This window comes from Variovorax nivicola, assembly GCF_051216475.1.
Taxonomy (GTDB): Bacteria; Pseudomonadota; Gammaproteobacteria; order Burkholderiales; family Burkholderiaceae_C; genus Variovorax.
In genome coordinates, this window is the sequence record NZ_JBPJZK010000001.1 from 1,504,748 (window position 1) to 1,529,814 (window position 25,067).

Annotated in this window: 15 protein-coding genes; 5 read left to right on the plus strand and 10 right to left on the minus strand. The window is 67.2% G+C overall.

Features of this window, described 5'->3' with window-relative positions; translation table 11 throughout:
• Positions 1-68 precede the first annotated feature (68 nt).
• The gene (locus ACSFBF_RS07300; RefSeq protein WP_435465637.1) at positions 69-743 is read left to right on the plus strand and encodes a winged helix-turn-helix domain-containing protein; all 675 of its coding nucleotides are present in this window, start codon (positions 69-71) and stop codon (positions 741-743) included.
• A 19-nt stretch (positions 744-762) separates the two neighbouring features.
• Here the strand turns inward: ACSFBF_RS07300 and ACSFBF_RS07305 are convergent, their stop codons facing one another.
• The 3 genes from ACSFBF_RS07305 to ACSFBF_RS07315 all read right to left on the minus strand — a co-directional run bounded on the left by ACSFBF_RS07305 (position 763) and on the right by ACSFBF_RS07315 (position 3,384).
• Positions 763-1,542, minus strand: coding sequence for an IclR family transcriptional regulator (locus ACSFBF_RS07305; RefSeq protein WP_435465638.1), 780 nt, complete (start codon positions 1,540-1,542; stop codon positions 763-765).
• A gap of 166 nt (positions 1,543-1,708) precedes the next feature.
• The gene (gene dusA / locus ACSFBF_RS07310; protein ID WP_435465639.1) at positions 1,709-2,710 is read right to left on the minus strand and encodes a tRNA dihydrouridine(20/20a) synthase DusA; all 1,002 of its coding nucleotides are present in this window, start codon (positions 2,708-2,710) and stop codon (positions 1,709-1,711) included.
• Positions 2,711-2,904: 194 nt separating this feature from the next.
• Positions 2,905-3,384 (minus strand): hypothetical protein, encoded by a 480-nt coding sequence (locus tag ACSFBF_RS07315; protein WP_435465640.1) that lies wholly within the window; start codon positions 3,382-3,384, stop codon positions 2,905-2,907.
• Positions 3,385-3,720: 336 nt separating this feature from the next.
• Here ACSFBF_RS07315 and ACSFBF_RS07320 point away from each other — a divergent pair, with 336 nt between their 5' ends.
• Genes ACSFBF_RS07320 through ACSFBF_RS07330 form a run of 3 tightly spaced genes read left to right on the plus strand, consistent with a single transcriptional unit; the run spans position 3,721 to position 6,345 of the window.
• The gene (locus ACSFBF_RS07320; RefSeq protein ID WP_435465641.1) at positions 3,721-4,458 is read left to right on the plus strand and encodes a GntR family transcriptional regulator; all 738 of its coding nucleotides are present in this window, start codon (positions 3,721-3,723) and stop codon (positions 4,456-4,458) included.
• A gap of 47 nt (positions 4,459-4,505) precedes the next feature.
• On the plus strand, positions 4,506-5,528 hold the full coding sequence (locus tag ACSFBF_RS07325; RefSeq protein ID WP_435465642.1) for a tripartite tricarboxylate transporter substrate binding protein: 1,023 nt from the start codon (positions 4,506-4,508) through the stop codon (positions 5,526-5,528).
• Between the two features lie 7 nt (positions 5,529-5,535).
• The gene (locus ACSFBF_RS07330; protein ID WP_435465643.1) at positions 5,536-6,345 is read left to right on the plus strand and encodes an amidohydrolase family protein; all 810 of its coding nucleotides are present in this window, start codon (positions 5,536-5,538) and stop codon (positions 6,343-6,345) included.
• Here the strand turns inward: ACSFBF_RS07330 and ACSFBF_RS07335 are convergent.
• The 7 genes from ACSFBF_RS07335 to glgB are packed head-to-tail and all read right to left on the minus strand — an operon-like array spanning position 6,311 to position 23,563.
• On the minus strand, positions 6,311-11,476 hold the full coding sequence (locus ACSFBF_RS07335) for a malto-oligosyltrehalose synthase (protein WP_435465644.1): 5,166 nt from the start codon (positions 11,474-11,476) through the stop codon (positions 6,311-6,313). The genes ACSFBF_RS07330 and ACSFBF_RS07335 overlap by 35 nt on opposite strands.
• Positions 11,466-13,304 (minus strand): malto-oligosyltrehalose trehalohydrolase, encoded by a 1,839-nt coding sequence (gene treZ / locus ACSFBF_RS07340; RefSeq protein WP_435465645.1) that lies wholly within the window; start codon positions 13,302-13,304, stop codon positions 11,466-11,468. Before treZ ends, ACSFBF_RS07335 begins: the two co-directional genes overlap by 11 nt.
• Complete coding sequence (gene glgX / locus ACSFBF_RS07345; RefSeq protein WP_435465646.1) at positions 13,301-15,463, minus strand: glycogen debranching protein GlgX; 2,163 nt, start codon at positions 15,461-15,463, stop codon at positions 13,301-13,303. Before glgX ends, treZ begins: the two co-directional genes overlap by 4 nt.
• Positions 15,464-15,473: 10 nt before the next feature.
• The gene (locus ACSFBF_RS07350) at positions 15,474-16,226 is read right to left on the minus strand and encodes a mechanosensitive ion channel family protein (RefSeq protein WP_435465647.1); all 753 of its coding nucleotides are present in this window, start codon (positions 16,224-16,226) and stop codon (positions 15,474-15,476) included.
• Between the two features lie 36 nt (positions 16,227-16,262).
• Complete coding sequence (treS, locus tag ACSFBF_RS07355; RefSeq protein WP_435465648.1) at positions 16,263-19,601, minus strand: maltose alpha-D-glucosyltransferase; 3,339 nt, start codon at positions 19,599-19,601, stop codon at positions 16,263-16,265.
• Positions 19,602-19,613: 12 nt separating this feature from the next.
• Entirely contained in the window at positions 19,614-21,674 is a 2,061-nt protein-coding gene (locus ACSFBF_RS07360) for an alpha-1,4-glucan--maltose-1-phosphate maltosyltransferase (RefSeq protein WP_435465649.1), read from the minus strand.
• The gene (gene glgB, locus ACSFBF_RS07365; RefSeq protein ID WP_435465650.1) at positions 21,674-23,563 is read right to left on the minus strand and encodes a 1,4-alpha-glucan branching protein GlgB; all 1,890 of its coding nucleotides are present in this window, start codon (positions 23,561-23,563) and stop codon (positions 21,674-21,676) included. Before glgB ends, ACSFBF_RS07360 begins: the two co-directional genes overlap by 1 nt.
• Positions 23,564-23,766: 203 nt before the next feature.
• Here glgB and ACSFBF_RS07370 point away from each other — a divergent pair, with 203 nt between their 5' ends.
• Entirely contained in the window at positions 23,767-24,951 is a 1,185-nt protein-coding gene (locus ACSFBF_RS07370) for an amylo-alpha-1,6-glucosidase (RefSeq protein WP_435465651.1), read from the plus strand.
• Positions 24,952-25,067 lie beyond the last annotated feature (116 nt).

The window sequence follows — 25,067 nt, forward strand, 5'->3', positions numbered from 1 at the left end:
AGGCAACCCGACATGTCCCCGAATGCTCCGGCTGCGCTGGCTTCGGCACCGGCAAGGGGTTCCAACCCATGAATGTCCTGTTTCTCAGATCCGGAAACGGAACGCGCGACGAACTTGGCGGTGTGCTCGGGAGATGCGGCTTTGCCGTCGACGTGATCAACTCTCCCGATGCCGGCGCGTGGCTTTTCACAAGCAAGCCGTACGCACTGATTCTTCTCGACGCCGCGCAACCGGCCGCCGCGCACGTGGCGATACGTTCCGTTCGCCGCAACAGCAGTGCCCCGCTGCTGGTGCTGACGCAACGAGACCAGGTGGCCGACCGTCTCGAAGGACTGGCGCAGGGCGCGACCGAATATCTGGTCAAGCCTTGTGCGCCCGCCGATCTGGTGGCGCGCGCCTGGGCGCTTGCATCAGGCGGTCATAGTCCGGAGGCGGCCATCCTTCGGCTGGCGGACCTGGCCATCGACCGGGCGAGCGGCAAGGCGTTTCGTCAGGGCGTCGATCTCGGCCTCAGCGCCACGCTGTTCGAGCTTCTGGATGCGCTGATGGCACGCAGAGGCCAGGTGCTGTCGCGCGCCGAGCTGATCAAGGCCGTGTGGGGAGCGAGCACCGGCGAGCGGGACAACATGGTCACGGTCGGCATCCTCAGGCTTCGCCAGAAACTGGACGATCCGTTCGACCTGAAGCTGCTCCACACCGTGCGCGGCGAGGGCTACGTGCTGGCGCTGCGCAACGACCACTAGGGCCGGAGCCCTTTCAGTTCTAGGTCGACGTGCCGGTTTCCCCGACGAGACGCTGCGCCGTCTCCAGCAGCAGCGGCGCAATGCGCACCACCATCGTGTCCTTGGGCAGCAGATAGGCCGGGCCGCCGCAACTCACGGAGTAGCGCTCGCCGCGCGGGCCCTCCAGCGCGAAGCCGATGGCGTGAATGTGCGGATTCCATTCGCCGAATGAGCTGCAGTAGCCCAGCCGGGCGTACTCGTCGAGGCTGGCGATCAGGCCGGGCTCGATGGCGCTCCAGCTTTCTCCGCTTTCGGTCCTGATCTGCGCCAGCAGCTCGGCCTGCTCCGGCCCGGGCAGCGCCCCCAGGTAGGCGCGCCCGGCGGCCGAGGTGGCGATGGCCATGCGCGTGCCTACCTCGATGCGCGAGCTGATGACCACGGAACGCGGCCGCAGCGAATCGATGACGAGCATGTCGAGCTCGTCGCGCACGCCCATGTGCACGCTCACGCCGGCCGACTCCGACAGCGCCGCGAGGTGCGGCCGCGCCACCGTGCGCAGGTCGAAATGGCGCAGGTAGCGGCTGCTCATGTCCAGCAGCGCCGGGCCGAGGCTGAAGCGCTCGCTGTCCTGCGACTGTCGCAAATACCCCGCACTCACCAGCGTGGCGGTGAGCCGCGACACCGTGGCCTTGGGGATGCCCGTGGTGTCTGCCAGTTCGCGATTGCCTATCGGTGCCGATGCCATGCCGATGACCCTGAGGAGGGCCAAACCTCTGGCGAGCGCACTCACTTCTTCTTTGCCGCCAATCGCGTCATTCATGTATCCAAACCTTTTTATGTCCCTGATGCTCCTCATTTTTCAGCAAAAAACGGTTGACGCGCCACTTATCGTGAAGTAGCGATTTATGGAACACCGTTTCAACTGAAAATTTGCGGGCCGTGACAGGCCCGCTTCCCGGGGAGAAAGCGCGCGATGCGCTTCGGGCTCAGGCGGCTTGCGCGACAGGCTCGCGCGCCATCGCCATCACCTCGTGCGCAGGCAGCGTCTTGAGCCGGTGATCGCTCCAGACCTGGCGCCAGCGGCGCGCACCCGGCAGGCCGTTGCGCAGGCCCAGCATGTGCCGCGCGATCGACCACCACTGCGTGCCGTGCTCGGCTGCCTCGCGGGTCATGTAGTCGCACATCAGCGACTCGACCTCTTCGCGGGTCAGCGGCTGTGCTTCGGCGCCGAAGAACTCGGCGTCCCACTCGGCCAGCCACCAGGGGTTGTGATACGCCTCGCGCCCGACCATCACGCCGTCGAGCAGACGCAGGTGTTCATGCACCTGCGCGTTGACAGAGATGCCACCGTTGATGGCAAAGCGCAGCTCCGGAAACTCGTGCTTCAGCCGGTGCACCAGCTCGTAGCGCAGCGGCGGAATCTCGCGGTTCTGCTTCGGGCTCAGGCCCTGCAGCCACGCATTGCGCGCATGCACGATGAAAGTCTGGCAGCCGGCCTCGCTCACCTGGCCGACGAAGTCGCGCACGAATTCGTAGCTCTCGATCTTGTCGATGCCGATGCGGTGCTTGACCGTAACGGGCACGCTCACCACATCGACCATCGCCTTCACGCAGTCGGCCACCAGTTGCGGCTCGTTCATCAGGCAGGCGCCGAACGCGCCGCGCTGCACGCGCTCGCTCGGGCAGCCGCAGTTGAGGTTGATCTCGTCGTAGCCCCACTCTTCGCCGAGCTTCGCGCAGTGCGCGAGGTCGGCCGGCTCGCTGCCGCCGAGCTGCAGCGCCACTGGATGTTCTTCGGCGTTGAAGCTCAGGTGCCGGGGCACGTCGCCATGCACCAGCGCGCCGGTCGTCACCATCTCGGTGTAGAGCAGCGCGTGGCGCGACAGCAGGCGATGGAAGTACCGGCAATGGCGGTCCGTCCAGTCCATCATCGGGGCTACCGAGATGATTTTTTCTTTTAAATTCAATGGCTTAGCGTTGTCACTCATACACTTGGAACCCCGCCAACCGTTCGAAGACCAAGGGCCCGACCTCGCTCGCCGGTCCTGTCAGCATCTGCACGGGCATCGGCTACATCAAGCCGGTAGTTTCTCACGCGGCAACGATTCAGGGGATTCGCGCGCGATAGAAGATCGCTGCCCTCGGGCAGGCGGATGAAGCAATCCGCCTGCCCGCTGGCTGCCTAGAAGTTCTTCACCGTGTCCAACTGAGCCTGGGTCAGGCCCCGTTGGTAGGCGAAGTTGGTCCGGAAGTTATTGGCAATGTCCGCAAGCTGCGTATCCACTTCGGTCGCCCTTGCCGTGATGTCCGTGGCAACGAGGCCCGTGTCCGTGCCCGACATCACCAGGAAGTTCATCAGCGTGACGCTACCGCCTGCCGGAACCGAGATGTTGAACTGGAAGAGCACGTCTTCGTTCCCGGCTCCGGCACCAAGTGCCGGACTGGGAACTCCATCCCAGACCAGCGAGATCCCGGATCCGACCGCACTGCCAAGGTTCAGGGTTTGCTGAAGGCGAACCTCGGCGCCCGCGTGCAGGTAGCCATACCCGCCTGTGCCCTGCAGAAAATCGGTATCCGAGGTGAAGGTCACCGCCTTGACGCCGAAAGTGCAACAGCATTCAGGCATCACGTAACCAAAGACATCTGAGCGAAAAGCATTCATCCCGACACCGCGAGATGGAGGAGATCAACCTCGGGTTGATCCAGCCGCTGCAGCTTGGCTGTGCACTCGAAAGTGCACAGATTCGATTGAATCGGGTTTATTTCCCTCGGGCATCACCCGAAATAGTGATACCAGTGAAATATGAGTGCGGTAGGCCGCTGGTGCTGCTGAACAGATGGCGCAAGGGGAGTTGGGGCTGGCTGCTCACGTCCGACGCCACCGCACCAGTCGCAAATTCGCAGAAATCGAGCTCAATAACTTACAAGTGCTACAAAACGATTCTTCCCATCTGAGACTTGTTATCATTTAGTCATCTACAGGACTAGATCAATCCAAATGCCGTCGTTGACCGTGGTCCCTTCCGAGCCGGGGCAAAGCCGTTATGCCGCGCTCGCGGCGGCCTTGCGGGCACGAGTCATGGCAGGCGAATGGCCACCTGGTGCTGCACTGCCGGCGGAGCAGACGCTGGCCTCCGAACACGGAGTGGCCCTTGGCACCTTGCGTCACGCGCTGGAGCTTCTTGCAAGCGACGGATTGATCGAGCGCATTCAGGGCCGCGGCACATTCGTGCGAGTCGGCATGACCAACGCCGGAACCATGATGCGGTTCTTCCGCTTTGGCGAAGGCACGGGTGAAGTGCCTGTCTCCCGTATCGTCTCGCGCAAGGTGCTGGTTGCGCCTTCGGACGTCGCGCGGCGCCTTCGGCTTGAGTCCGGCAGCACGGCATTGCGCCTGCTGCGCGTGCGCTCCCTGTCGGGGCAGCCATGTGTTGCCGAAGAAATCTGGCTCCCGCTCGATCTGTTCACCTGCCTGGTCGATGACGACCCTGTTCAGTGGGGCGATTTGCTGTACCCCATGTTCGTCGAGCGCTGCGGCGTTGCCGTGCACCGCGCCGTCGACGAAATCGCGTTCGGCACCCTCGCTCGCCTGCATGCGAGCCAATTGGACTTGCCGGCGGGCCACCCCTGCGCTCTGGTGACCCGCAGCGCGTACGACTTCAGCGGCCGGTGCATCGAGGCCCGCTACACGCGGGGCGACGCCTACGCCTTCCACTACACCGTCACGATCACCTGAACCGGTGCGACGCACCACCCCTGCCTTTAACCTTTTGCGAGAGCGCCATGAAAGAAGCATCGATTTCCAGTTTCAGCCAGGTCACGGTTGATCGCTCGCGGCGCCAGTTGCTGCGCGCCGGAGCCGCCGTTGCGGCGGCTCCATGGGCCTTGGCCCGCGCCGCGGGTCAGATTGCAGGCGGAAAGACCATCACGCTGGTCGTGTCCTATGCGGCCGGCGGCGGTGCCGACCTGATGGCACGCCTCATTGCGCCGCGGCTCGCCGACGCACTGGGCCAGACGGTGGTGGTAGACAACAAGCCCGGTGCCAGCGGACAGATTGCCGCCGGGCAGGTGGCCCGTGCCAACCCCGACGGCACGCAACTGCTGGTGGACGCGTCTTCGTTCGCCGTGAACCCTGCGCTCTTCCCCAAGCTCCCCTACGACAACGACAAGTCCTTCACACCGCTCGGCATCCTGGCGCTGTTTCCGAACGTGCTGGTCTGCACGCCAAGCTTCGAAGCCAAGAGCGTCAAGGATCTCGTGCAGATGGCCAAGGCCAAGCCGGGGCAGATCGCCTACGCATCCTCCGGCAACGGCTCTGCCCAGCACCTCGCGGGCGCGCTCTTCGAAGACCGTGCGGGTGTGAGCCTCACGCATGTCCCGTACAAGGGCGGCGGCCCGGCCATGAATGACGTGATGGGCGGGCAAGTGCCGCTCTTCTTTGCCAACGTTGCATCGTCTCTGGGGCAGATCCAGTCTGGCCGGCTGCGTCCGCTTGCCGTGACCACGCGCCGGCGCACTCGGGCACTGCCCACCATACCGACGATGGAAGAAGCCGGTGTGCCGGCCTACGAAGTGCTCGAATGGAACCCCGTGCTGGCGCCCGCCGGCATCGACCCGGCGACCAAGGCCGTGCTGGTCGCGGCCATTCGCAAATCCATGACCGATCCCGAAGTGCTCGGCCGCATCCGGGCGCTGAGTGGCGAGGCCTTCCCCGATGGCCCGGAAGGCCTGGTGACGGGTTTTCTTTCAGCCCAACGGGCGCAGTGGGCGCGCATCGTGCGCGACCGCAAGATCGTCGTGGGCTGAACAAGTGATGCGGGATGTCGCGGGCGGCCTTGGCTGGGACAGCCATGTCCATGTCTTCGACGCGCAAGCCCCGGTCGTGCCGGGTCACTACCGGCCGGTGGACCGGCCACTGGCAGACATCGAGCAACTGGCCGGGCATCACGGTGTCGCGCACCTGGTGCTGGTGCAACCCAGCGTCTACGGCTACGACAACACGGTGATGCTCGAAGCCTTGCGCCAGAGCAATGGTCGGCACCGGGGCGTTGCGGTGCTGGAGCCCGGCACGACCGACGCGCAATTGGCATCGATGCATGCCCTCGGCGTGCGAGGCGTGCGGTTCAACCTTGTATCGCCGGTTGGCAATGACAAGGACATCGGCGCGCATTTCCATGCACTCGCCCCCCGCATCCAGGCGATGGGATGGCATGTGCAGTGGTACGCGCGGCCGGAGCATTGGCACCGGATCGCAGACCTGCATGCCGGCTGCGAAGTGACTGCCGTGCTCGATCACCTGGCGGGCGTGGATGCAAACGCGCAGCTGTCCATCGAGAGCCGGCAGGCACTCGAGCGACTTGTGCAAGGGGACGCGTGGCTCAAGCTGTCGGGTTGGTATCGCCTCGCCGCACAGGCACCGTACGACTCTCTGGACGCCCGCATCGATGAGCTTGCCGGGTTGTTCTCCGGCCGCACGGTGTGGGGCTCCGACTGGCCGCACACGAGCTTCGCGCCCGACGCCTTGCCGGATTATTCGAGCGTCTGGGAGCCGGTCGCTCGCGTCATCGACGCCGCGCAGCAGGTGCAGATCATGCGTATTTCTCCCGCGGCGCTGTACGGCTGAAGACGGCCCAGGGCATCCATCGCAGCGCCTCCTCCAGGCAAATAGCCCCCTCCCCGACCGACAGCGACTCTCCAGTCAACAGGTTCTCGAGCACCACCGCGCCAACGCCTGCGGGAAGGCACACCGTCGTGCCGCTCCATCTCGTCGCCTCAGGAAGCGCTGGAATGGCGCCGTCATCCGCGCCGCGGCGCGAGAGATCAACGAACAACCGCCCCGCCACGACCACAAGCAGCCGGCCCTCATGCCTGCGCGCAAAGGCTACGACGTGCCTCGACAGCGGCCCCTCGACCGCCAGCGGCTCGTAGCTGCCTTCGCTGAACAGCAAAGGCTGCTCGCGCCGCAACGACAGCAGGCGCCAGATGAACCAGAGCTTGGCGCGGCCGTCGTGCGGCGCCTCGACCATCGAGCGCACCCGCGCTGCCAGGCCATCTCCTTCCTGGCCAACCATTGCCTGCAGCGCGGCCAGCCGCCGCTGACGCAGGGCGTAGTCCACCGGGCGCCGGTTGTCCGGATCGACCAGGCTCAGTTCGATGAGCTCGCTGCCCTGGTAGAGATCGGGCACTCCAGGCGAGCTGTATTTCAGCAGCGTGAGCGTGAGGCTGTTCCATGCGCCGAACCATGCCAGCGTGTCCGCCAGCCGCTGGATGTCCGCAAGGCACGCGCCCTTTTCCGGATCGGCCAGCAGCTCGCGCACGAAACGCTCGAGCGCGGCCTCGTAGTCCGCATCGGGCTGGGACCATCGCGTGCGCAGCTTGGCCTCGCGGGCGGCCTTCTGCATGTATTGCCAGATGCGGTCGCTATAGCCCGGCGCGGTGCCGGCATCGAGCCCACCCACAGGCAGGGTGCCGAGCAGCGTCTGGTACAGCAGGTATTCGTCAGCACGCGACGGCGCCTCGCCGCCGGCCAGCTTCTTGCGCGTGCCGCGGCACAGGCCATGCCAGCGCGTCAGCGCCAGCACCCACTCGTTGGGCATTTCGGACAGCACGTCGATCCGGTTGCGCACATCTTCCGACCGCTTGTTGTCGTGCGTCGAAGTCGCCAGCATGGTGTGGGGCCAGCGCAGCGCGCGGTCGGCGCTCGCCGCATGGAATGCGTCGACCTCGATGCCGAACAGATCCGGTTCGCCGCCCACCTCGTTGAGTGAGCTGAGTGGAAAGTAGCGGTAGAAAGCCGTGTCTTCCACGCCCTTCGCCGCCACCGGCGCGCTGAACTGCTGGAAGCGCAGCGCAAAGCGGTGCACCCGCTCTCCCAGCGCCGGCGCAGCGGAAGCAACAGCCTCACCCCGCAGCGCGCATCGCACGAAATCGAAGATCGACCGATCGGCATCCCCACTCTGCCGGGCGGCTTCGTCCACGGCCTCGTCGATGAAGCGCGCGTCCTGTTCCGACGGCCGTTCGACGATGTAGGTCCGGTACACCGGCATGCACGCACCGACATCCGCCAGCGCGCGGCGCAGTGCATTGAGCGTGTAGTCGCGCGTGCTGCGGTCGGCCCTTGCGATGCGCAGCAGCTCGGTCGACAGCACGTTCAGCTCCGACGCGAGCGCATTGCGCATCACCTCGCGCCGGCCGGCACGCGACACCGAGGCGAAGTCTTCCATCTCTCCGGTGAAGCGCTGCCACGCGTGCACCACGCTCGCCTCGGCCGCGGTGTCGACCAGCACGCCGTTTGCCACATTCGCGAAGCGGTAGCCGGTGGTGCCGTGCACATGCCAGCTCTCGGGCACTTCCTCGTGCGCGCCGGCGATCTTCTCGGCCACCACGTACAGGGGCCGAGCGGGCCGCCCCTGCGCGTCGTGCGTGGGAAGCACCAGTCCGGCGCGTCGCGCATAGCCTTCCTGCAGTTTGCGGAAGTACTCGGCCGGGTCGTAGAGCCCGTCGGGGTGGTCGATGCGCAGGCCGTCCACCACGCCTGATGCGGCGAGGTCCAGCGCAAACGACTGCGTAGCCTCGAACACCTCCTCGCGCTCCATGCGCACGGCCGCGAGATCGTTGATGTCGAAGAAGCGCCGGTAGTTGATTTCGTCCGCCGCCACCCGCCAATGCGCGAGCCGGTACGCCTGCAGCTCGATCAGCTTGTGCAGTGCGTCGCGGGCTTCCGGCAAGGCGAGGTTCAGTTCCGCCACCGACGCCACGAGCGCCTGCGCCACCGAAGGATGGCGCTGCGCAAGCCGCGCCAGCCGCGTCTTGAGCAACTCCTTGTCGCGCACGCGTTCTGCCTGCTCCTGCGCAGAAGCCGCATTCCGCCCCGGCAGATGGCCGAAAGCCGTCGACAGGCTCGCCAGCCGCCCCGACGCCGCTGCATCGCCCAGCCGCGCCAGCGCCCGTTCGAGCACCATGGGATAGCTCTCGGGCGCCAGCGGAAACCGGTGGTCGTAATAGCCGATGGCAAAGCTGCCGGTCGCGTCCTCGAAGCGCAGGACCAGCTCGCCGTTCTCCAGCGCCTCGCCATAGTGCACACCCAGCACGGGCAGCAGCACCTTGCCGGTCAGCTCGACGTTGAGCGGCTGCCAGTCGATGTCGAAGTGCTGCGCGAACAGCGATGCAGGTCCGTTCTCCAGCACGTCCATCCACCACGCGTTGTCGGCACCGAACACGCCCATGTGGTTGGGCACCATGTCCAGCAACTGGCCCAGGCCGTTGGCCTTCAGCGCCGCGACGAAGCGCGCAAAGCCTTCTTCGCCACCGAGTTCGGGGTTGATCTGCGCATGCGCCACCACGTCGTAGCCGTGCATGCTACCCGCGCGGGCGCGCTGGATCGGCGAGCAGTACACATGGCTCACACCGAGCTTCGCAAGATACGGCAGCACGCGGATCGCGTCGTCGAAGCCGAAGTCCTTGTGGAACTGCAGCCGGTAGGTGGCGCGAGGCACGCGAGTCGTCAGACCCGGCGACTCACTCCGCCCGGCCGATTCGACCTGGCGCGGCCGGGCTGTGCGCAGGGCCTCTCCCAGCCCGCGCATGCGCTCGCCGCCGGCCAATGCCGCCACCGGCTCGGGCAGCTTGCGCCGCCAGTTCGGATGCTCGTCCACCGTGCCGGGCATGTTGGCCTGCGCCACCACTCCCGCCACGTCCTCCAGCTGCACCATCATCAGCGCCGACGGCGCAGCCGCCAGGAAGGCATGCGCAGCTTCCACGATGCGCGCGGACGGCATCGCGAGCCCGGCCGCCTGCGCCACTTCCTCGCGCAACAGCAGGCCCGCCTGCTGCAAGGCCTGCATCAACTCGATGCGCTCCTGCGCCCGGTCCATCAGCTGCTTGTCGAAAATCGCCGGATCGGGAAACAGGCCCAGTGCGAGCCGCTCACGCAGGTCGTCAGCCGTCCACCAGCCCGCGAAGGTCGCGAGGTCGTGCGTACTGATCGCGACCAGGGCAGCCGGCGGATAGGCCTCGGGCTGCGTGAAACGGCCATCGCGCTGCTTCTCGAAATACAGCAGCCGGTAAGACAGCACGTCGGCCTGCGCCAGCGCATCGCGCACCGCATCTTCGACCGTGCCAAGGTCCTCGCCCACGACCATGCAGCGGTGGCGGTGGCTCTCGATCGCCACGATGGCGAGCATCTCGTCCAGCGGGTAGTAGACGTACGCTCCCTCGCGCGCACTGCGGCCCTGCGGAATCCAGAACAGGCGCATCAGGCCCATCACGTGATCGATGCGCAGCGCGCCCGCGCCGCGCATGCTCGCGCGCAGCGTTTCGATGAAGAAGCGATAGCCATCGCTGCGCAGGCGATCAGGGCGCAGCGGCGGCAGGCCCCAGCCTTGCCCGGCGGGGTTGAACTCGTCCGGCGGCGCGCCAACGCTGGCGCCTTCCGCAAACACCTGCTGCGCGCCCCAGGTGTCGGAGCCGGCGCGGTCGACCGACACCGCCAGGTCCACGTACAGGCCCACACCCATGCCGAGCGCATCGCAGCGCGCGGCCGCTCGCGCCAGTTGCCGTGTGGCCAGCCACTGAAGGTACTGGTGAAACTGCACGCGCTGCGCATGCGCCACGGCGAATGCGGTCACCTCGGCGGAATCCGGATTCCTGTAGGCGACCGGCCATGCATGCCAGTCCCACGCGCCGCCTTCGGCTGCAAGAAAGTGCGCCTGCAGTGCTTCGAAAAGAGCGTGCTGCCGCAGCGCCTCACCGCGCTCCGCGACGAAGGCCAGAAACTCCCTGCCCGTCTCGTCGGGCGCGCCCTCCGCAGGCAGATGCCGCGCGCAGAAATGGCCGAAGAGCATTTCGAGAACTTCGAACTTCGCCACGGCCACGCCCGCGTAGTCCACCAGCTGCGTCGCGCGCAGCGCGGCGAGCCGCGCCTGGAAGTCGGGCGAATGCACCCGCTCGCGGGCCGGGTCGCAATCCGCAAAACCATCCACCGCTTCCACGTCGATGTAGAGCACGTTGAGCTGCTGGCGCGACGACGGGCTGTACGGGCTCGCATTCGATGGCGTGCTCGCGAACAGCGCGTGCAGCGGGTTGAGGCCGATGATGTCCGCACCCTGCGCCGCCATGCGCACGGCGAGGTCCTCCAGATTGCTGAAGTCGCCGATGCCCCAGTTCCGCGGCGAGCGCAGGCTATAGAGCTGCACCGCCGCGCCCCACACGCGACCGCCATCGCGCACCGCGGGCGGCCGGTAGCAGCGGCCGGGCGTTGCAAGAACCAGCGTCTCGCCGCGCAGGCCTTCGATGCGCAGCCGGTGGTAGCCGGCTTCGAGCGCCATCGGCATCTGCAGAACGCGCTCGCACCGCCAGATGCCGTCGATGTCGATGCGGCCAGTCTCGAGCAACGCCTCGGCGTCGGCCTCGCCTTGCAGCTCGCGCCCCTGCTCGTCACCGAGCTGCCAGCGCAGCCGCCGCATGGACGCCGGCAGCCGCAACGTCACCGACCACGCAGCGCTGCCGGCCTGCACGACCCGCACCGGCGGCAGCGCCTGCGCCCAGCGCGAGCGATGTGCGGCCTCCAATGCGCGACCCGCGTCAGCCGCGCCGTCGAGCCGCACGCCGAACTCGGCCAGCAGCGCGATCAGGCTCTCAGCGGAAGCCTCGCGCCGCGCGCCGAAGGCATCGAAATAACCGGTGGCAATGCCGAAGTGCGCGCACAGCCGCCCGAGATCGCCCGTCACAGGGCCGTGGCCTGCTTCATCCGCCATGCAGCGCTTCCAGCGTCACGCGCACCGCGCCGCGCGCCAGGTGCAACGCGCCTTCGCGATCGGCCGTCGCCCCGTCGCTGTAGACCACCTCGCCGGGTAGCGCCACAACGCCATCCACAGGCTGCGCGCCGAAATGAGCGAGCAGATGCAACCGCGCCGACTCCATGTCCCACTGCACCTGGAGCATGTCGTTCTCGCACCGGTAGACGCCCGCTCCCGCCATGCCGCCGAGCCGCGGCACGATCAGGCGGTGCCGCAAATTCAGCAGCTGCTGCACCTCGCTGAGCCTCGAAAAATGCGCGCGTGCCCCGCGCTCGCGCCAGCGCAGCTTCGAGGCCAGGAAGGTCGCCTCGTCATTCGGGTCCGGAATGCGCGCGCGAGCGGCTTCGTCCGCGAACATCGCGAACCCGCCGAACTCCGCGCGGCGTCCTTCGGACACCGCCGCCGCAAGCTCCGGCCCGAAGTCGCAGAAATACTGGAACGGCGTGGAGGCCGCGAACTCGTCGCCCATGAACAGCATCGGCACGTGCGGCGACAGCAGCAGGCAGGCCAGCGCCGCACGCACCAGCACCGGATCGCCAAGCGCGTGAATGCGCTCGCCGAAGGCGCGATTGCCGACCTGGTCGTGCGTCTGCAGGAAAGACACGAACGCCTGCGGCGGCAACCGCGTGCTCGGCTCGCCGCGCCGCTCGCCATGCCTGAAGGCCGACGGCTGCCCCTGGTAGATGAAGCCCTCGGCCAGCGCGCAGGCGAAGCGGCACACCGGGTCGTCGGCATAGTCGGCGTAGTAGCCATCGCGCTCGCCGGTGGCCAACACGTGCACCGCATGGTGCAGGTCGTCGTTCCACTGCGCCGTGCCGGCCACGGGCATGCCGCGGCCGTCGCGCATCAGCATCGAGGCCTGGTTGGCATCGTTCTCCAGCACCAGGTGAACGTGGCGCTCGCGGGCCGGCCCGGCATCGAGCGCCTCGCGGATCTCGTTCACGATGTGCGGCCGCGTCTCGTCGTGAATGGCATGAATGGCATCCATGCGCAGGCCGTCGAAACGGAACTCCTCCACCCAGTAGAGCGCGTTGTGAATGAAAAAGTCGCGCACCGTGCGCGAGCCCGGCCCGTCGAAGTTGATCGCAGCACCCCACGGCGTCTGGTGCCCGGGGTTGAAGAACTCGGGGCAGTACGCGTGCAGGTAGTTGCCTTCCGGCCCGAAGTGGTTGTAGACCACGTCGATCAGCACCATCAACCCCAGCGAATGCGCCGTATTGACCAGCGCCTTGAGTTCGTCGGGCGCGCCGTACGAGGCATCGGGCGCAAACGGCAGCACGCCGTCGTAGCCCCAGTTGCGCTGCCCCGGAAAATCAGCGACCGGCATGAGCTCGACAGCGGTAATGCCGAGCTCGGCGAGTTCGCCCAGCCGCTCGCGCGCGGCGCTGAAGCTCCCCTCTTCGGTGAAGGTGCCGACGTGCAGCTCGTAGACCACCGCTTCTTGCCAGGGACGGCCGCGCCATGCGCCATCCGTCCACTCGAAGCGCTGCGGGTCGATGACCACGCTCGGGCCGTGCACGTCTTCGGGGTTGAAGCGCGACGCCGGGTCGGGCACGCGCGTGCCGTCGGGCAGTCGGTAGCGGTAGCTGTCGCCATGCCCCACCCCGGGCACGGCCAGGCGATGCCAGCCCTTGCCGTCGCGCGTCATCGGCTGCGACGAGGTTTCGCCAGCCACCGCGTGGTGCTCGAGCATGACGATTTCCGCCGACGGAGCCCAGAGCGCGAAGTCCGCACCATCGGCATGCACCGTGGCGCCGAATGGCATGCGGTGTACATGCGCGCTCATGGCCGCACATCCGGCCGGCTCAGCACCACGAGCGAGCGGCATTGCAGGGGATAGCTTGGCTGCGCCCATGCAGGGGCGAGCGCGGCTGCGTCCTCGGTGGCGAGCGGCGGCGTGCTGCTGGCCGTGTCGACCAGCAAGCGCCACGCGCCATGCGGCATCGACGGCAGCGTGAAGGCGATCTCATCGTGGTGGGCGTTGAGCAGCACGAGAAAGTCGTCGTCGTGCTGCACCTCGCCGCGCGGCCCGTGGTCGGCAATGCCGCCGCCGGGGATGTACATCGCAATGCAGCGTGCGTTGGCGTCGTCCCAGTCTTCCGGACGCATCTCCTGGCCGTCGGGCTTGAGCCAGTGAACGTCGGTCACGGTCTCGCCTTCGGCGGGCTTGCCCGCGAAGAAGGTGCGGCGCCGGAACGAAGGGTGCGCGCGGCGCAGCGCCACCATGCGCTCGACGAAGGTCGCGAGCGCCAGTCGTTCGGGCGTGGAGGTCCAGTCGATCCAGCCGAGCTCGTTGTCCTGGCAGTAGACGTTGTTGTTGCCCTGCTGCGTGTGGCCGCGCTCGTCGCCCGCCAGCAGCATCGGAACGCCCTGCGACAGCAGCAGCGTGGCCAGCAGGTTGCGCTTCTGGCGCTCGCGCAGGGCCACCACTTCGGGGTCGTCGGTGGGGCCCTCGACGCCGCAGTTCCACGAGACGTTGTGGCTGTTGCCGTCACGGTTGTCCTCGCCGTTGGCTTCGTTGTGCTTGTCGTTGTAGGAGACCAGGTCGTGCAGCGTGAAGCCGTCGTGCGCGGTGATGAAGTTGATGCTGGCGCTGGGCCGCTTGCCCGACCAGCCGTACAGGTCCTCGGAACCGGTGACGCGCCTGGCCACCTCGCCGACGAGCCCACCATCGCCTTTCCAGAAGCCGCGCAGTCCGTCGCGGTACTGGTCGTTCCACTCGGCCCAGCCGAGCGGGAAGTTGCCGACCTGGTAGCCGCCGTGGCCCAAGTCCCAGGGCTCGGCGATGAGCTTCACGCGGTTGAGCGTGGGGTCCTGGCGGATCGCGTCGAAGAAGCCGCCGAGGTTCTCGACCTTGCCGGCCTCGCGCGCCAGCGCCGAGGCCAGGTCGAAGCGGAAGCCGTCGACGTGCATCTCCTCGGCCCAGTAGCGCAGCGAGTCCATCACCAGCTGCAGCGCGTGCGGATGCTCTAGGTTCACCGTGTTGCCGCAGCCCGTGAAGTCGTCGTAGTAGCGGCGGTTCTCGGCATTGGCGATGTAGTACGAGGCGTTGTCCACACCGCGCATCGACAGCGTGGGCCCGAGCTGGTTGCCTTCGCAGGTGTGGTTGTAGACCACGTCGAGAATCACCTCGATGCCCGCGGAGTGCAGCGTCTTCACCATGGTCTTGAACTCCTTCACCTTGCCCGAGGCGCTGTAGCGCATCTCGGGGGCGAAGAAGGCCAGCGTGTTGTAGCCCCAGTAGTTCTGCAGGCCCTTCTCGGCCAGGTGCCGGTCGTTGAGGAAGCTGTGCACGGGCAGCAGCTCGACCGTGGTCACGCCCAGGCGCTTGAGATAGTCGACCACCGGCGCGCAGCCGAGTGCGGCATAGGTGCCGCGCAGCCCGGGCGGCACGTCGGGGTGCGTCATGGTGAAGCCGCGCACGTGCATCTCGTAGATCACCATGTCCTGCCACGGCACCGAGGGGCGGCGGTCGTCGCCCCAGGTGAAGGCGGTTTCGAGCACGCGGCCCTTGGGCATCAGCGGTGCGCTGTCGCGGCGGTCGAACGAAAGGTCTTCGCGCTTGCTGCCCACGGTGTAGCCGTAGAGCGCATCGCCCCAGCGCAGGTCGCCCACCAGGTCCTTGGCATACGGGTCGACCAGCAGCTTGTGGGCATTGAAGCGGTGCCCCTCCTCGGGCTTGTAGGGCCCGTGCACGCGGTAGCCGTAGGCCTGCCCGGGGCGCGCCTCGGGCAGGTAGCAGTGCCAGACGCCGTCCGTGCGTTCGCGCATCGGAATGCGCTGCAGTTCCTGGCGGCCGCGCTCGTCGAACAGGCAGAGCTCGACCTTGTCCGAATGCTGCGAGAACAGGGCGAAGTTGACGCCCTCCCCGTCCCAGGTCGCACCGCGCGGATAGGGGCGACCGGGCCAGACAGCATTGATCGTCGGATTGGTTTTTCGTGTCATTCAGGTGCGTTCAGCGGGGTGGACGGTCGTTGTCGAAACGCGTGGGACTGCTGCTGCCTACGGTGGTCACGCTCGGCGGCGGCGCCTTGGCGTCCTTGATCTGCCGCGGCCACCAGCGCTCGATCTGGGCCTTTGCCCAATCCTTGCCGGCCAGCCCGAATGCCAGGGCCAGCGCAAAAACCACGCCCGCCAAAATCACGAGGAAGCTCTCGCGCACGATGTCGCCGCCCACCTTGATCTGGTCGAGCGCGATGAGAATCACGAAGGCCATCACCGCGTACTGCGCAACCTTGCCGAAGAGCGCCGCGTCCTGCATCTTCACGCCGCGGAAATAGCTGCCCACCGCTTCGCCCACGAAGCGCGCGAAGTACGAGCCGAAGGCCAGCACCAGCAGCGCCACGAACACGTTCGGCACAAACCAGACGATGCGCCCCAGCAGATCGGCGATGTAGCTCAGCCCCATGCCGTTGAAGGCGATGAGCAGCGAAGCCAGGATCACCAGCCAGTACGTCAGGATGCCGAACAGGCTGCTGGTGTCCCCCGCCAGCCCGCCCTGGCGCAGGAAGTTGTCGAGCCCGGCGCGCTCGGTGAGCACGTTGAAGTTGATGGCGCGCAGCGCCTTGGTCACCGCGAAGCGCGCCGCCTTGGCGACCAGCCAGCCGATGAGGACCACCACCAGCCCGATCAGCAGGCGCGGAATGAAGGCGCCGACCTGGTAGAGGATGGCGCGCAGCGGCTCCAGGTGAATGCCGAAATTTTCCATGGTGTGTCTTCCGTTGAAGGGGTGGCGTCGGTAGCGTCAGGCGCGGGGCGGCTGGATCAGCGCGAGCACGCCGTGCAGCGGAACCTGCGCCCATTCGATGCGGTTTTCGAGCTCGTAGCGCAGCTCGTAGAGGGCCTTGTCGAGCTCGAACAGCGCGAGCAGTTCGGCATCGAGCGGCGCGCCGTCGGGCGGCGCCATCGTGGCGCCGTAGCCAGCCAGAAAAGCGTCGCGCGTCGCGCGCTCCCAGGCGATGGCCGGCGCGGCCAGCCGCTCGGCCTCGTCCGGGCTCTGGGCCACCCGGCGCAGCGCCGACCAGCGGGCGTAGTTGAACGAGCGCAGCATGCCGGCCACGTCGCGCAGCGGCGAGCTCTTGGCGCGGCGCTCCTCAAAGCTGCGCGCAGGTTCGCCCTCGAAGTCGATGATGACGAAGTCGTTGTCCTTCACCAGCACCTGGCCCAGGTGGAAATCGCCGTGATAGCGGCTCTTGATGCCGCCGCCTTCCACCGGATGGCGCGCCTGGATGCCGGCTTGCAGCGCGTCGGCCGCTTCGAGCAGGTTGCGCGCGTCGGCCTGCGCGGTGAGCGGCAGCAGGTCGAGCCGTTCGCGCAACAGCGCGAGCGTGGCCGTGGCGTCGTTCGCCGCGTGCGTCTTGAAGCCGGCGAAGTCGGCGGCGGCCAGCGGCTCGGGGTCGAAGGCGACCGAGCCGGTGCGCGCGGCGAGCGCTCGGTGCAGCTCTGCCGTGCGACGGCCCAGCGTGGCCATGAGCGCGAGGAAGCCGCCGTGCACCGCAGCCACTTCGGCAACGTCGGGCTTCGTCGTGCCGTCGGTGGTGGCCACGTCGCGCAGGAAGCGTTCGAGGTAGCCCAGCGTGTAGTCCCAGCCGTCACCCTGGTTGGCCATGTAGCTCTGCACCATCGCGAGCGTCATCGTGCGCCCGTCGTTGGTCATGTACTCGAGCGCGCCGAGCACCGGCACGCAATGCGGGTAGCGCGCCACCTCGGTCAGGAAGCGGCCCATCTCCAGCTCGGGGTTGATGCCTTCGCGCACGTGGCGGTAGCCCTTGAGGAACAGGGTTTCGTCCAGCGTGACCACGGTGTTGCTGCTCACGCCGCTCGGGCGGCCGACCGACAACGCATCGATGTCGACGGCGATCTCCGCGAAGGCAGCCGTCGGCCTGAAGACCAGCTTGCCGTTCAGCGTCGGCAGTTCGGCGCCGCTTTCGATGGCGCGCACCAGCGCGCGGCAGAAGGCCTCGTCGTAGAAGGCATCGCCCATCAGGCCGACCTGCGCCTGCTGCCGCACCTTGGCAAGCGCGGCCTGTGCCACGCCGGCCATGCGCTCTTCATCACGCTCTTCCCAGGCCAGTGCAAGCGGCATGAAGTAGGTGGCGCCTCCGGGCAAGCCTTCGAGGTCGAGCAGCGACAGCATCCAGCTCAGGCCGTTCACTTCCCACACGGCGTGGTCGAACAGCCGCGCGCGTTTGATGGCGGTGCCCTTGGAGGCGTACCAGCGCTGGATCTCGATGTGGCGCGGCAGCGTCTCCAGCTCGAACTGGCTGCGCATGCGCTCGGACATGCCGATGCGCCACGGCATCACGCGGTCGCGGAAGAAGCTGGTCCAGCCGTCGAAGAGCACCAGCGTGGGCCACTCCTGCAGCGCCACGCCTTGCTCGTGCCAGCTCGGCGCGTCGGCCTCTGCCGTGAGCTTGAACCAGTAGAAGCCGTACGAGGCCAGCGTGAGCAGGTATGGCAGCTCGCCGATGGGCGGGAACGGCGCGCGGCCCAGCATCTCGATCGGCACGAAGCCCTTGAACTCCGACAGGTCGAGCTCCACCGGCTGCGCGGCACGCGAGAGGTTGAACACCGCGAGGATCACGTCGCCGTCGTACTCGCTCAGGTAGGCCAGGATCTTGCGGTTGCCCGGCTTCAGGAAGCGGCGCCTGCCGCGTCCGAAGGCATGGCTGGTCTTGCGCACGGCGAGCATGCGCTTGGTCCAGTTCAGCAACGAGCTGCTGTCGCGCGCCTGCGTCTCGACGTTGAGCGCCTCGTAGCCGAACATCGGGTCCATGATCGGCTGCAGGTACAGGCGCTGCGGGTCGGCGCGCGAAAAGCCGGCGTTGCGGTCGGGGCTCCACTGCATGGGCGTGCGCACGCCGTTGCGGTCGCCCACGAACACGTTGTCGCCCATGCCGATCTCGTCGCCGTAATAGATGATGGGCGAGCCCGGCATCGACAGCAGCATGCCGTTCATGAGCTTCACGCGGTCGAGGTCGTTTTCCATCAGCGGCGCCAGGCGCCGCCGAATGCCTAGATTGATGCGCGCGCGCATGTCGGCCGCATACATGGTGTACATGTAGTCGCGCTCCTTGCTGGTCACCATCTCGAGCGTGAGCTCGTCGTGGTTGCGCAAGAAGATGGCCCACTGGCAGCCCTCGGGAATGTCGGGCGTCTGCGCCATGATCTCGACGATGGGGTGACGGTCTTCCTGCGCAATGGCCATGTACATGCGCGGCATCAGCGGAAAGTGATACGCCATGTGGCACTCGTCGCCATCGCCGAAATACTCGCGCACGTCCTCCGGCCACATGTTGGCTTCGGCCAGCAGAAAGCGGTTCTTGTATTCCGCGTCGATGGCCGCGCGCAGCTGCTTGATCACTGCGTGGGTCTCGGGCAGGTTCTCGTTGCTGGTGCCGTCGCGCTCCACCAGGTAGGGAATGGCGTCGAGCCGGAAGCCGTCCACGCCCATGTCGAGCCAGAAGCGCATGGTCTTGAGGATCGCTTCCATCAGCTTCGGGTTGTCGAAGTTCAGGTCGGGCTGGTGGCTGAAAAAGCGGTGCCAGAAGTACTGCTTGGCCACCGGGTCCCAGGTCCAGTTCGACGTTTCGGTGTCGGTGAAGATGATTCGCGTGCCCTGGTAGAGCTGGTCGGTGTCGCTCCACACATAGAAATCGCGCTCGGGCGAACCGGGCGGCGCGAGGCGCGCGGCCTTGAACCACGGGTGCTCGTTCGACGTATGGTTGATGACCAGCTCGGTAATCACGCGCAGCCCCCGCTTGTGCGCCTCGGCCAGCATCTCGCGGAAGTCGTCCAGCGTGCCGTACTGCGGGTGCACGTCCTCGTAGCCGGAGATGTCGTAGCCGTCGTCGCGCAGCGGCGAGGGATAGAACGGCATCAGCCAGATGGTGTTGACGCCCAGCTCCTTCACGTAGTCGAGCTTGGCGGTAACGCCCTTGAAGTCGCCCATGCCGTCGTTGTTGGAGTCGAAGAAGGCCTTGACGTTGAGCTGGTAGATCACCGCGTCGCGGTACCACAGCGGATCGTCGCTGGTGTCGATCTCGACGGTTTCCAGCGCGATGTGGGAGACGGGTGCGTTCATGGGCGGACGACCTCAGAGGAAGTAATCGAAGTCGCGCTCGTCGCCGTGACGCCGACGCACCACGAAGATGTGCGCGGGCACGCTGTGGGGATCGAGCCGCACGTAGTGCCAGTCGCCCTGCCAGGTGAAGCGCTGGCCGCTGAGCAGGTCGTGCATCTGGAAGCTGCGCCCGGCCGGCACGCCCACGCTGCCGGGCTCCAGCCCGAGCCAGCCCGACTGCATGTTGTGCGGATCGAGGTTGACCACGGTGACGATCACGTTGTCGCCCTCTGGCGATTCCTTGGCATAGGCCAGCAACTGGTCGTTGTCGATGTGCAGGAAGCGCAAGCCCCTGTCCCGATGCAGCGCTGGGTTCTCGCGGCGGATGCGGTTCACCCGCGCGATGAAGGGAGCGAGGCTTGCAGGGTCGTCGTGGTTCCAGTGGCGCAGCTGGTACTTCTCGGAGTCGAGGTATTCCTCACTACCGGGTCCGCGCGGCAAGTGCTCGAGCAGTTCGTAGGCCGGCCCGTACATGCCGTAGTTGGCCGCGAGCGTGGCGGCCAGCACCAGCCGCGACATGAACACGGCGGGCTCGGCGGCCTGCAGCTGCTCGTGAAGGATGTCGGGCGTGTTGGGCCACGCGTTGGGGCGGAAGTAGTCAATGCCCGGGCCGCTCGATAACTCGGTGAAGTACTCCTGCAGCTCCTCCTTCGTGTTGCGCCAGGTGAAGTAGGTGTACGACTGCGAGAAGCCCAGCTTCGCGAGCCGGTGCATCACCTTCGGCCGCGTGAAGGCTTCGGCCAGGAAGATCACGTCAGGGTGCACGCGCTTCACCTCGCCGATGGCCCACTCCCAGAACGGAAAGGCCTTGGTGTGCGGGTTGTCCACGCGGAAGATGCGCACGCCCTGCGCGATCCAGTGGTCAAACACGCTCTTGAGCTCTGCCCAGAGGCCGCGCCAGTCTTCGCACTCGAAGTTGAAGGGATAGATGTCCTGGTATTTCTTGGGCGGGTTCTCGGCGTACTGCACGCTGCCGTCGGGGCGCCAGCGGAACCAGTCGGGGTGCGCCTTCACGTAAGGGTGGTCGGGCGCGCACTGGAAGGCGATGTCCAGCGCGATCTCCAGGCCGTGCTCCACCGCGCGTGCGAGCAGGTGCCTGAAGTCTTCTTCGGTGCCAAGCTCCGGAAGGATCGACTTGTGCCCGCCTTCGGCCGCACCGATGGCCCACGGGCTCCCCACGTCGCCAGGGCCGGCTTCGAGCGCATTGTTGGGGCCCTTGCGCTGCTCGCGGCCGACGGGGTGGATCGGCGGAAAGTACAGCACGTCGAAGCCCATGGCGGCGATGGCCGGCAGGCGCGCTTCCACGTCCTTGAAGGTGCCGTGCACGCCGGGCGCGGGGCCGGTCGAGCGCGGGAACAGCTCGTACCAGGTGCTGAAGCGCGCACGCTCGCGGTCGGCCACCAGCGGCAGCTCGACCGGGTGGCGCACCGCATGCCGGCGGTCGGGATGGCGACGCGCCAGCTCGGCGTATTCGTCGTCGAGCGCCAAGGCCTTCAGCGATACGACGTCGTACGCGGGGCTGGCCGCCACGGCATCTAGCTCGGTGGCCCAGCGGTTCAGCGCGGTGCGGTCGGCGCCCTCGGCGCGCGCGGCGGCGGCGGCGATTTCCAGCGCACCGACCTGCGCGGCAATGCGCACGTCGTCGGGGTCGACGCGCCGCGTCATCTCGCTGCGCCACGACTCGAACGGGTCCACCCAGGCGACGGCGGTGTAGACGTAGCGCCCGATCGATGGCGGTGAAAACGCGGCCTCCCACACGTCGTTGCCCAGCGGCTTCATCGGCACTTCGCGGAATGAGGCCTGGGCCTGGTCTTGCGCGCGCCAGCACAGCTGCACGCGCAGCACGTCGTGCCCGTCGGTGAAGCAATGGGCGCGAACCCGCACCCGCTCGCCGGCCACGCATTTCACCGGGAAGCGGCCGTTGTCCACGCACGGCAGCACGGCGTCGATGACTGCGCGGACCGCGCCGCCGTCGAGGTCGATGTCGGTCCCGGCCGCTGCGGGGGCGGGCTTGGTCGAAAAGATGTTCTTCATCAGGGACGGTGCTCCAGGATCAGCGTGGACAGCGGCGGCAAGGTGATGCACACCGATTGCCTGCGGCCATGGGAACGCACGGGCGCCGCCTCGACGCCCCCGAAATTGCCCCAGCCCGCCCCGCCGAACTCCGCCGCGTCGGTGTTGATCAGCTCGCGCCAGTGGCCGCCCAGCGGCACGCCGAGCAGGTAGTTGGTGCGCGGCACCGGGGTCATGTTGCTCACCGCCAGCAATGGCGGACTGCCGTCGCTCGCCTTGCGCAGGAAGGCGAACACGCTGGTGTCGGCGTCGTCTGCCGCGACCCACTCGAACCCCGAGGACGAAAAGTCGACCTGGTGGAGCGCGGGCGCGCCGCGGTAGACGCGGTTGAGCTGGGCCACAAGGCGCTGCAAGCCGCGGTGCCCTTCCTGCTCGCAGACCCACCATTCGAGTTCACCGTCGTGCGTCCACTCGCGCCGCTGGCCGAACTCGCAGCCCATGAAGAGCAGCTTCTTGCCCGGATGCGCCCACATGAAGCCATAGAGCGCGCGCAGGTTGGCGAACTGCTGCCAGGCGTCGCCGGGCATCTTGTTCAGGAGCGAGCCCTTGCCGTGCACCACCTCGTCGTGCGAGAGCGGCAGCACGAAGTTCTCGTGGAAGGCGTACACCAGCGAGAAAGTCAGCTTGTGATGGTGGTACTTGCGGTAGACCGGCTCCTGCTTCATGTAGGCCAGCACGTCGTGCATCCAGCCCATGTTCCATTTCTCGCCGAAGCCCAGGCCGTCCATGTCGGTGGGCCGGGACACGCGCGGCCACGCTGTCGATTCCTCGGCCACCGTGATGGTGTCGGGGTGCTCGCGGTAGACGGCGCGGTTCAGTGTCTGGAGGAAGTCGATGGCCTCCAGGTTCTCGCGGCCGCCGTGGCGGTTGGGAATCCACTCGCCGTGCTCTCGCGCGTAGTCGAGGTAGAGCATCGACGCGACGGCGTCCACGCGCAGCCCGTCGAGGTGGTACGTCTCGAGCCAGAACAGCCCCGACGACACCAGGAAGCTGCGCACCTCCGGCCGGCCGTAGTTGAAGATGCTGGAGTTCCACTCCGGGTGGAAGCCCTGGCGCGGATCGGCGTGTTCGTAGAGGTGCGTGCCGTCGAAGTATCCGAGCCCATGCTCGTCGGTCGGAAAGTGCGAGGGCACCCAGTCGAGCAGCACGCCAATGCCCTGCTGGTGCAGGTGATCGACGAGGTACATGAAGTCCTGCGGCGAGCCGAAGCGCGCGGTGGGCGCGAAGTAGCCGGTGGTCTGGTAGCCCCACGAACCGTAGAAGGGATGCTCGGTCACGGGCATGAGCTCCACGTGCGTGAAGCCCATCTCGCTCACGTAGGCGGCAAGCTGGTGCGCCATCTCGCGGTAGTCGAGAAACAGGCCATCGCGGCGCCGCCACGAGCCAAGGTGTACCTCGTAGACCGCCATGGGGGCGTCGAGCGCATTGCGCTGCCCGCGCGTCGCCATCCACTCCGCGTCGCCCCATTCGTAAGAAAGTTCGCAGATGCGCGATGCGGTGGCGGGCGGGGGCTCCGCGCTGAAGGCGACAGGGTCGGCCTTGTCGACCGTGTAGCTGCCGTGACGGGAACGGATGCGGTATTTGTAGGCTTGGCCGATCGCGGCATGGGCGACCTGCCCTTGCCATATGCCCGTGCCGTCGGGGCTAGGTGCCAGCGAGTCGGCGTCGCCGGACCAGTGGTTCCAGTCGCCGACCACCGAGACGGACTCCGCGTTCGGCGCCCACACCGCGAACCGGGCGCCGCCCTCTTCCAGGGGGTGGCAACCCAGCAGGTCATACAGCCGGGAGTGGGTTCCCTCCCGAAAAAGATAAGCGTCTCGCTCGCTCTGGAGTGAATGGTTCGACTGCACCGGCGCTCCTGTTGAAGGCCAGTGGAACGGTTGTTCGAGGACCGACTTCGGTTCTCACATGGCCTGCGTCAATTTGCAGGCGTACGGCACGCCGCGGTTACGGTCTGCGCCGCCTCGCCGTGTCGGAGAGTTGCCCGTGTCACCTGCCGGTGCGCACCTCTGGCGGGTGATAAAAAGACAGCCCCAGGCCACGATGTGTGTTCATGACCGACCTTGATGCCCCCGCGCTCGCATTGCTCGACACCTGCTCGCAGGCCTCGCTCGCGCTTCTGGAACGCAACCTGACGCCGCACGGCATCCTCGCGGCGCTTCGGACCGAGGCCGCCGAGGCGCGGCGCTACACGCGCATCTTCGGGCGCGACGCGGCGATATGCGTGATCGCGATGTGCGGCAGCGGCGTGCCCGCGCTGGAACAAGGTGCGGTGGCCAGCCTCGACGCGCTCGCGGCGCAACAGGCGGCCAACGGGCAGATTCCCAAATACGTCGACCCCGAGGGCCGCGATGCCGACTTCTGGTACCTGGGCTGCATCGACGCCACCCTGTGGTGGCTGATTGCCGTGGACCACGTGCGCCGCCATGGACAGGTCGGCCTGTCGCACTGGAGCAGCGAGGTGAGCCGCGCGGTGGACTGGCTGCTGGCGCAGGAGCATCAGCACTTCCGGCTGCTGCAGCAGAACGAGGCCAGCGACTGGGCCGACATCATGCCGCGCTCGGGGTACGTGCTGTACAGCAACGCGCTCTGGTACGAGGTCAAGCGCCGCTACGCGCTGGACCATGCCGAGGCAACGCAGCACCACTTCAACCATCTGTTCAATCCGTTCCAGCGCGACCTGCCTGAATATCACCGGGCCCGGCTGCTGCAGCACTATGCGCGCCGCGGCCGGCGCGACCCTGGCCTGTACCTCAGCTTCGTCAACCTGGCCGTGGTCGGCGACGAGGGCGACGTGTTCGGCAACGTGCTGGCCATACAGAGCGGGCTGGCCGATTCGGCCATGGCACATCGCATCGTCGACACCATCAGAGAAGCGCACGCCGCAGAGCCCTACCCCGTGCGCGTGGTGCTGCATCCGCTGTCGCGCCAGCACCCGCTGTGGCGGGCGTACATGGGGCGCCATCAGCAGAACATCGTGCACCAGTACCACAACGGCGGCATCTGGCCCTTCGTCGGCGGCTTCTGGGTGATGGCGCTCGCCAAGCTGGGCCTGCATGACCTGGCCTGGTCCGAACTCGTGCGGCTGGCGCAGGTCAACGCGCTCGACGACTGGCGCTTCACCGAGTGGTTCCACGGCCGGACGCTGGCGCCCATGGGCATGGCCGGGCAGAGCTGGAATGCCGCGACCTTTCTGCTTGCCCGGCGTGCCTTGCTGGGCGGCGAGGCGGCTTACTGACGCCGCATGCGTGTCGGCCTGGGCCGACATTGCCGGCGCAGGCAGACGCAGCGCAATGGACCGCAATAGCCAGCGGACTGTGCCCTCGTCGCCGAAGGCGGTGGTAACGCTGAGAC

Bases quoted from the DNA above. Each gene is read 5' to 3' on its own strand.
- ACSFBF_RS07300 (WP_435465637.1), top strand. From the start codon at position 69: ATGAATGTCCTGTTTCTCAGATCCGGAAACGGAACGCGCGACGAACTT.
- ACSFBF_RS07305 (WP_435465638.1), bottom strand. From the start codon at position 1,542: ATGAATGACGCGATTGGCGGCAAAGAAGAAGTGAGTGCGCTCGCCAGA.
- dusA (WP_435465639.1), bottom strand. From the start codon at position 2,710: ATGAGTGACAACGCTAAGCCATTGAATTTAAAAGAAAAAATCATCTCG.
- ACSFBF_RS07315 (WP_435465640.1), bottom strand. From the start codon at position 3,384: ATGAATGCTTTTCGCTCAGATGTCTTTGGTTACGTGATGCCTGAATGC.
- ACSFBF_RS07320 (WP_435465641.1), top strand. From the start codon at position 3,721: ATGCCGTCGTTGACCGTGGTCCCTTCCGAGCCGGGGCAAAGCCGTTAT.
- ACSFBF_RS07325 (WP_435465642.1), top strand. From the start codon at position 4,506: ATGAAAGAAGCATCGATTTCCAGTTTCAGCCAGGTCACGGTTGATCGC.
- ACSFBF_RS07330 (WP_435465643.1), top strand. From the start codon at position 5,536: ATGCGGGATGTCGCGGGCGGCCTTGGCTGGGACAGCCATGTCCATGTC.
- ACSFBF_RS07335 (WP_435465644.1), bottom strand. From the start codon at position 11,476: ATGGCGGATGAAGCAGGCCACGGCCCTGTGACGGGCGATCTCGGGCGG.
- treZ (WP_435465645.1), bottom strand. From the start codon at position 13,304: ATGAGCGCGCATGTACACCGCATGCCATTCGGCGCCACGGTGCATGCC.
- glgX (WP_435465646.1), bottom strand. From the start codon at position 15,463: ATGACACGAAAAACCAATCCGACGATCAATGCTGTCTGGCCCGGTCGC.
- ACSFBF_RS07350 (WP_435465647.1), bottom strand. From the start codon at position 16,226: ATGGAAAATTTCGGCATTCACCTGGAGCCGCTGCGCGCCATCCTCTAC.
- treS (WP_435465648.1), bottom strand. From the start codon at position 19,601: ATGAACGCACCCGTCTCCCACATCGCGCTGGAAACCGTCGAGATCGAC.
- ACSFBF_RS07360 (WP_435465649.1), bottom strand. From the start codon at position 21,674: ATGAAGAACATCTTTTCGACCAAGCCCGCCCCCGCAGCGGCCGGGACC.
- ACSFBF_RS07370 (WP_435465651.1), top strand. From the start codon at position 23,767: ATGACCGACCTTGATGCCCCCGCGCTCGCATTGCTCGACACCTGCTCG.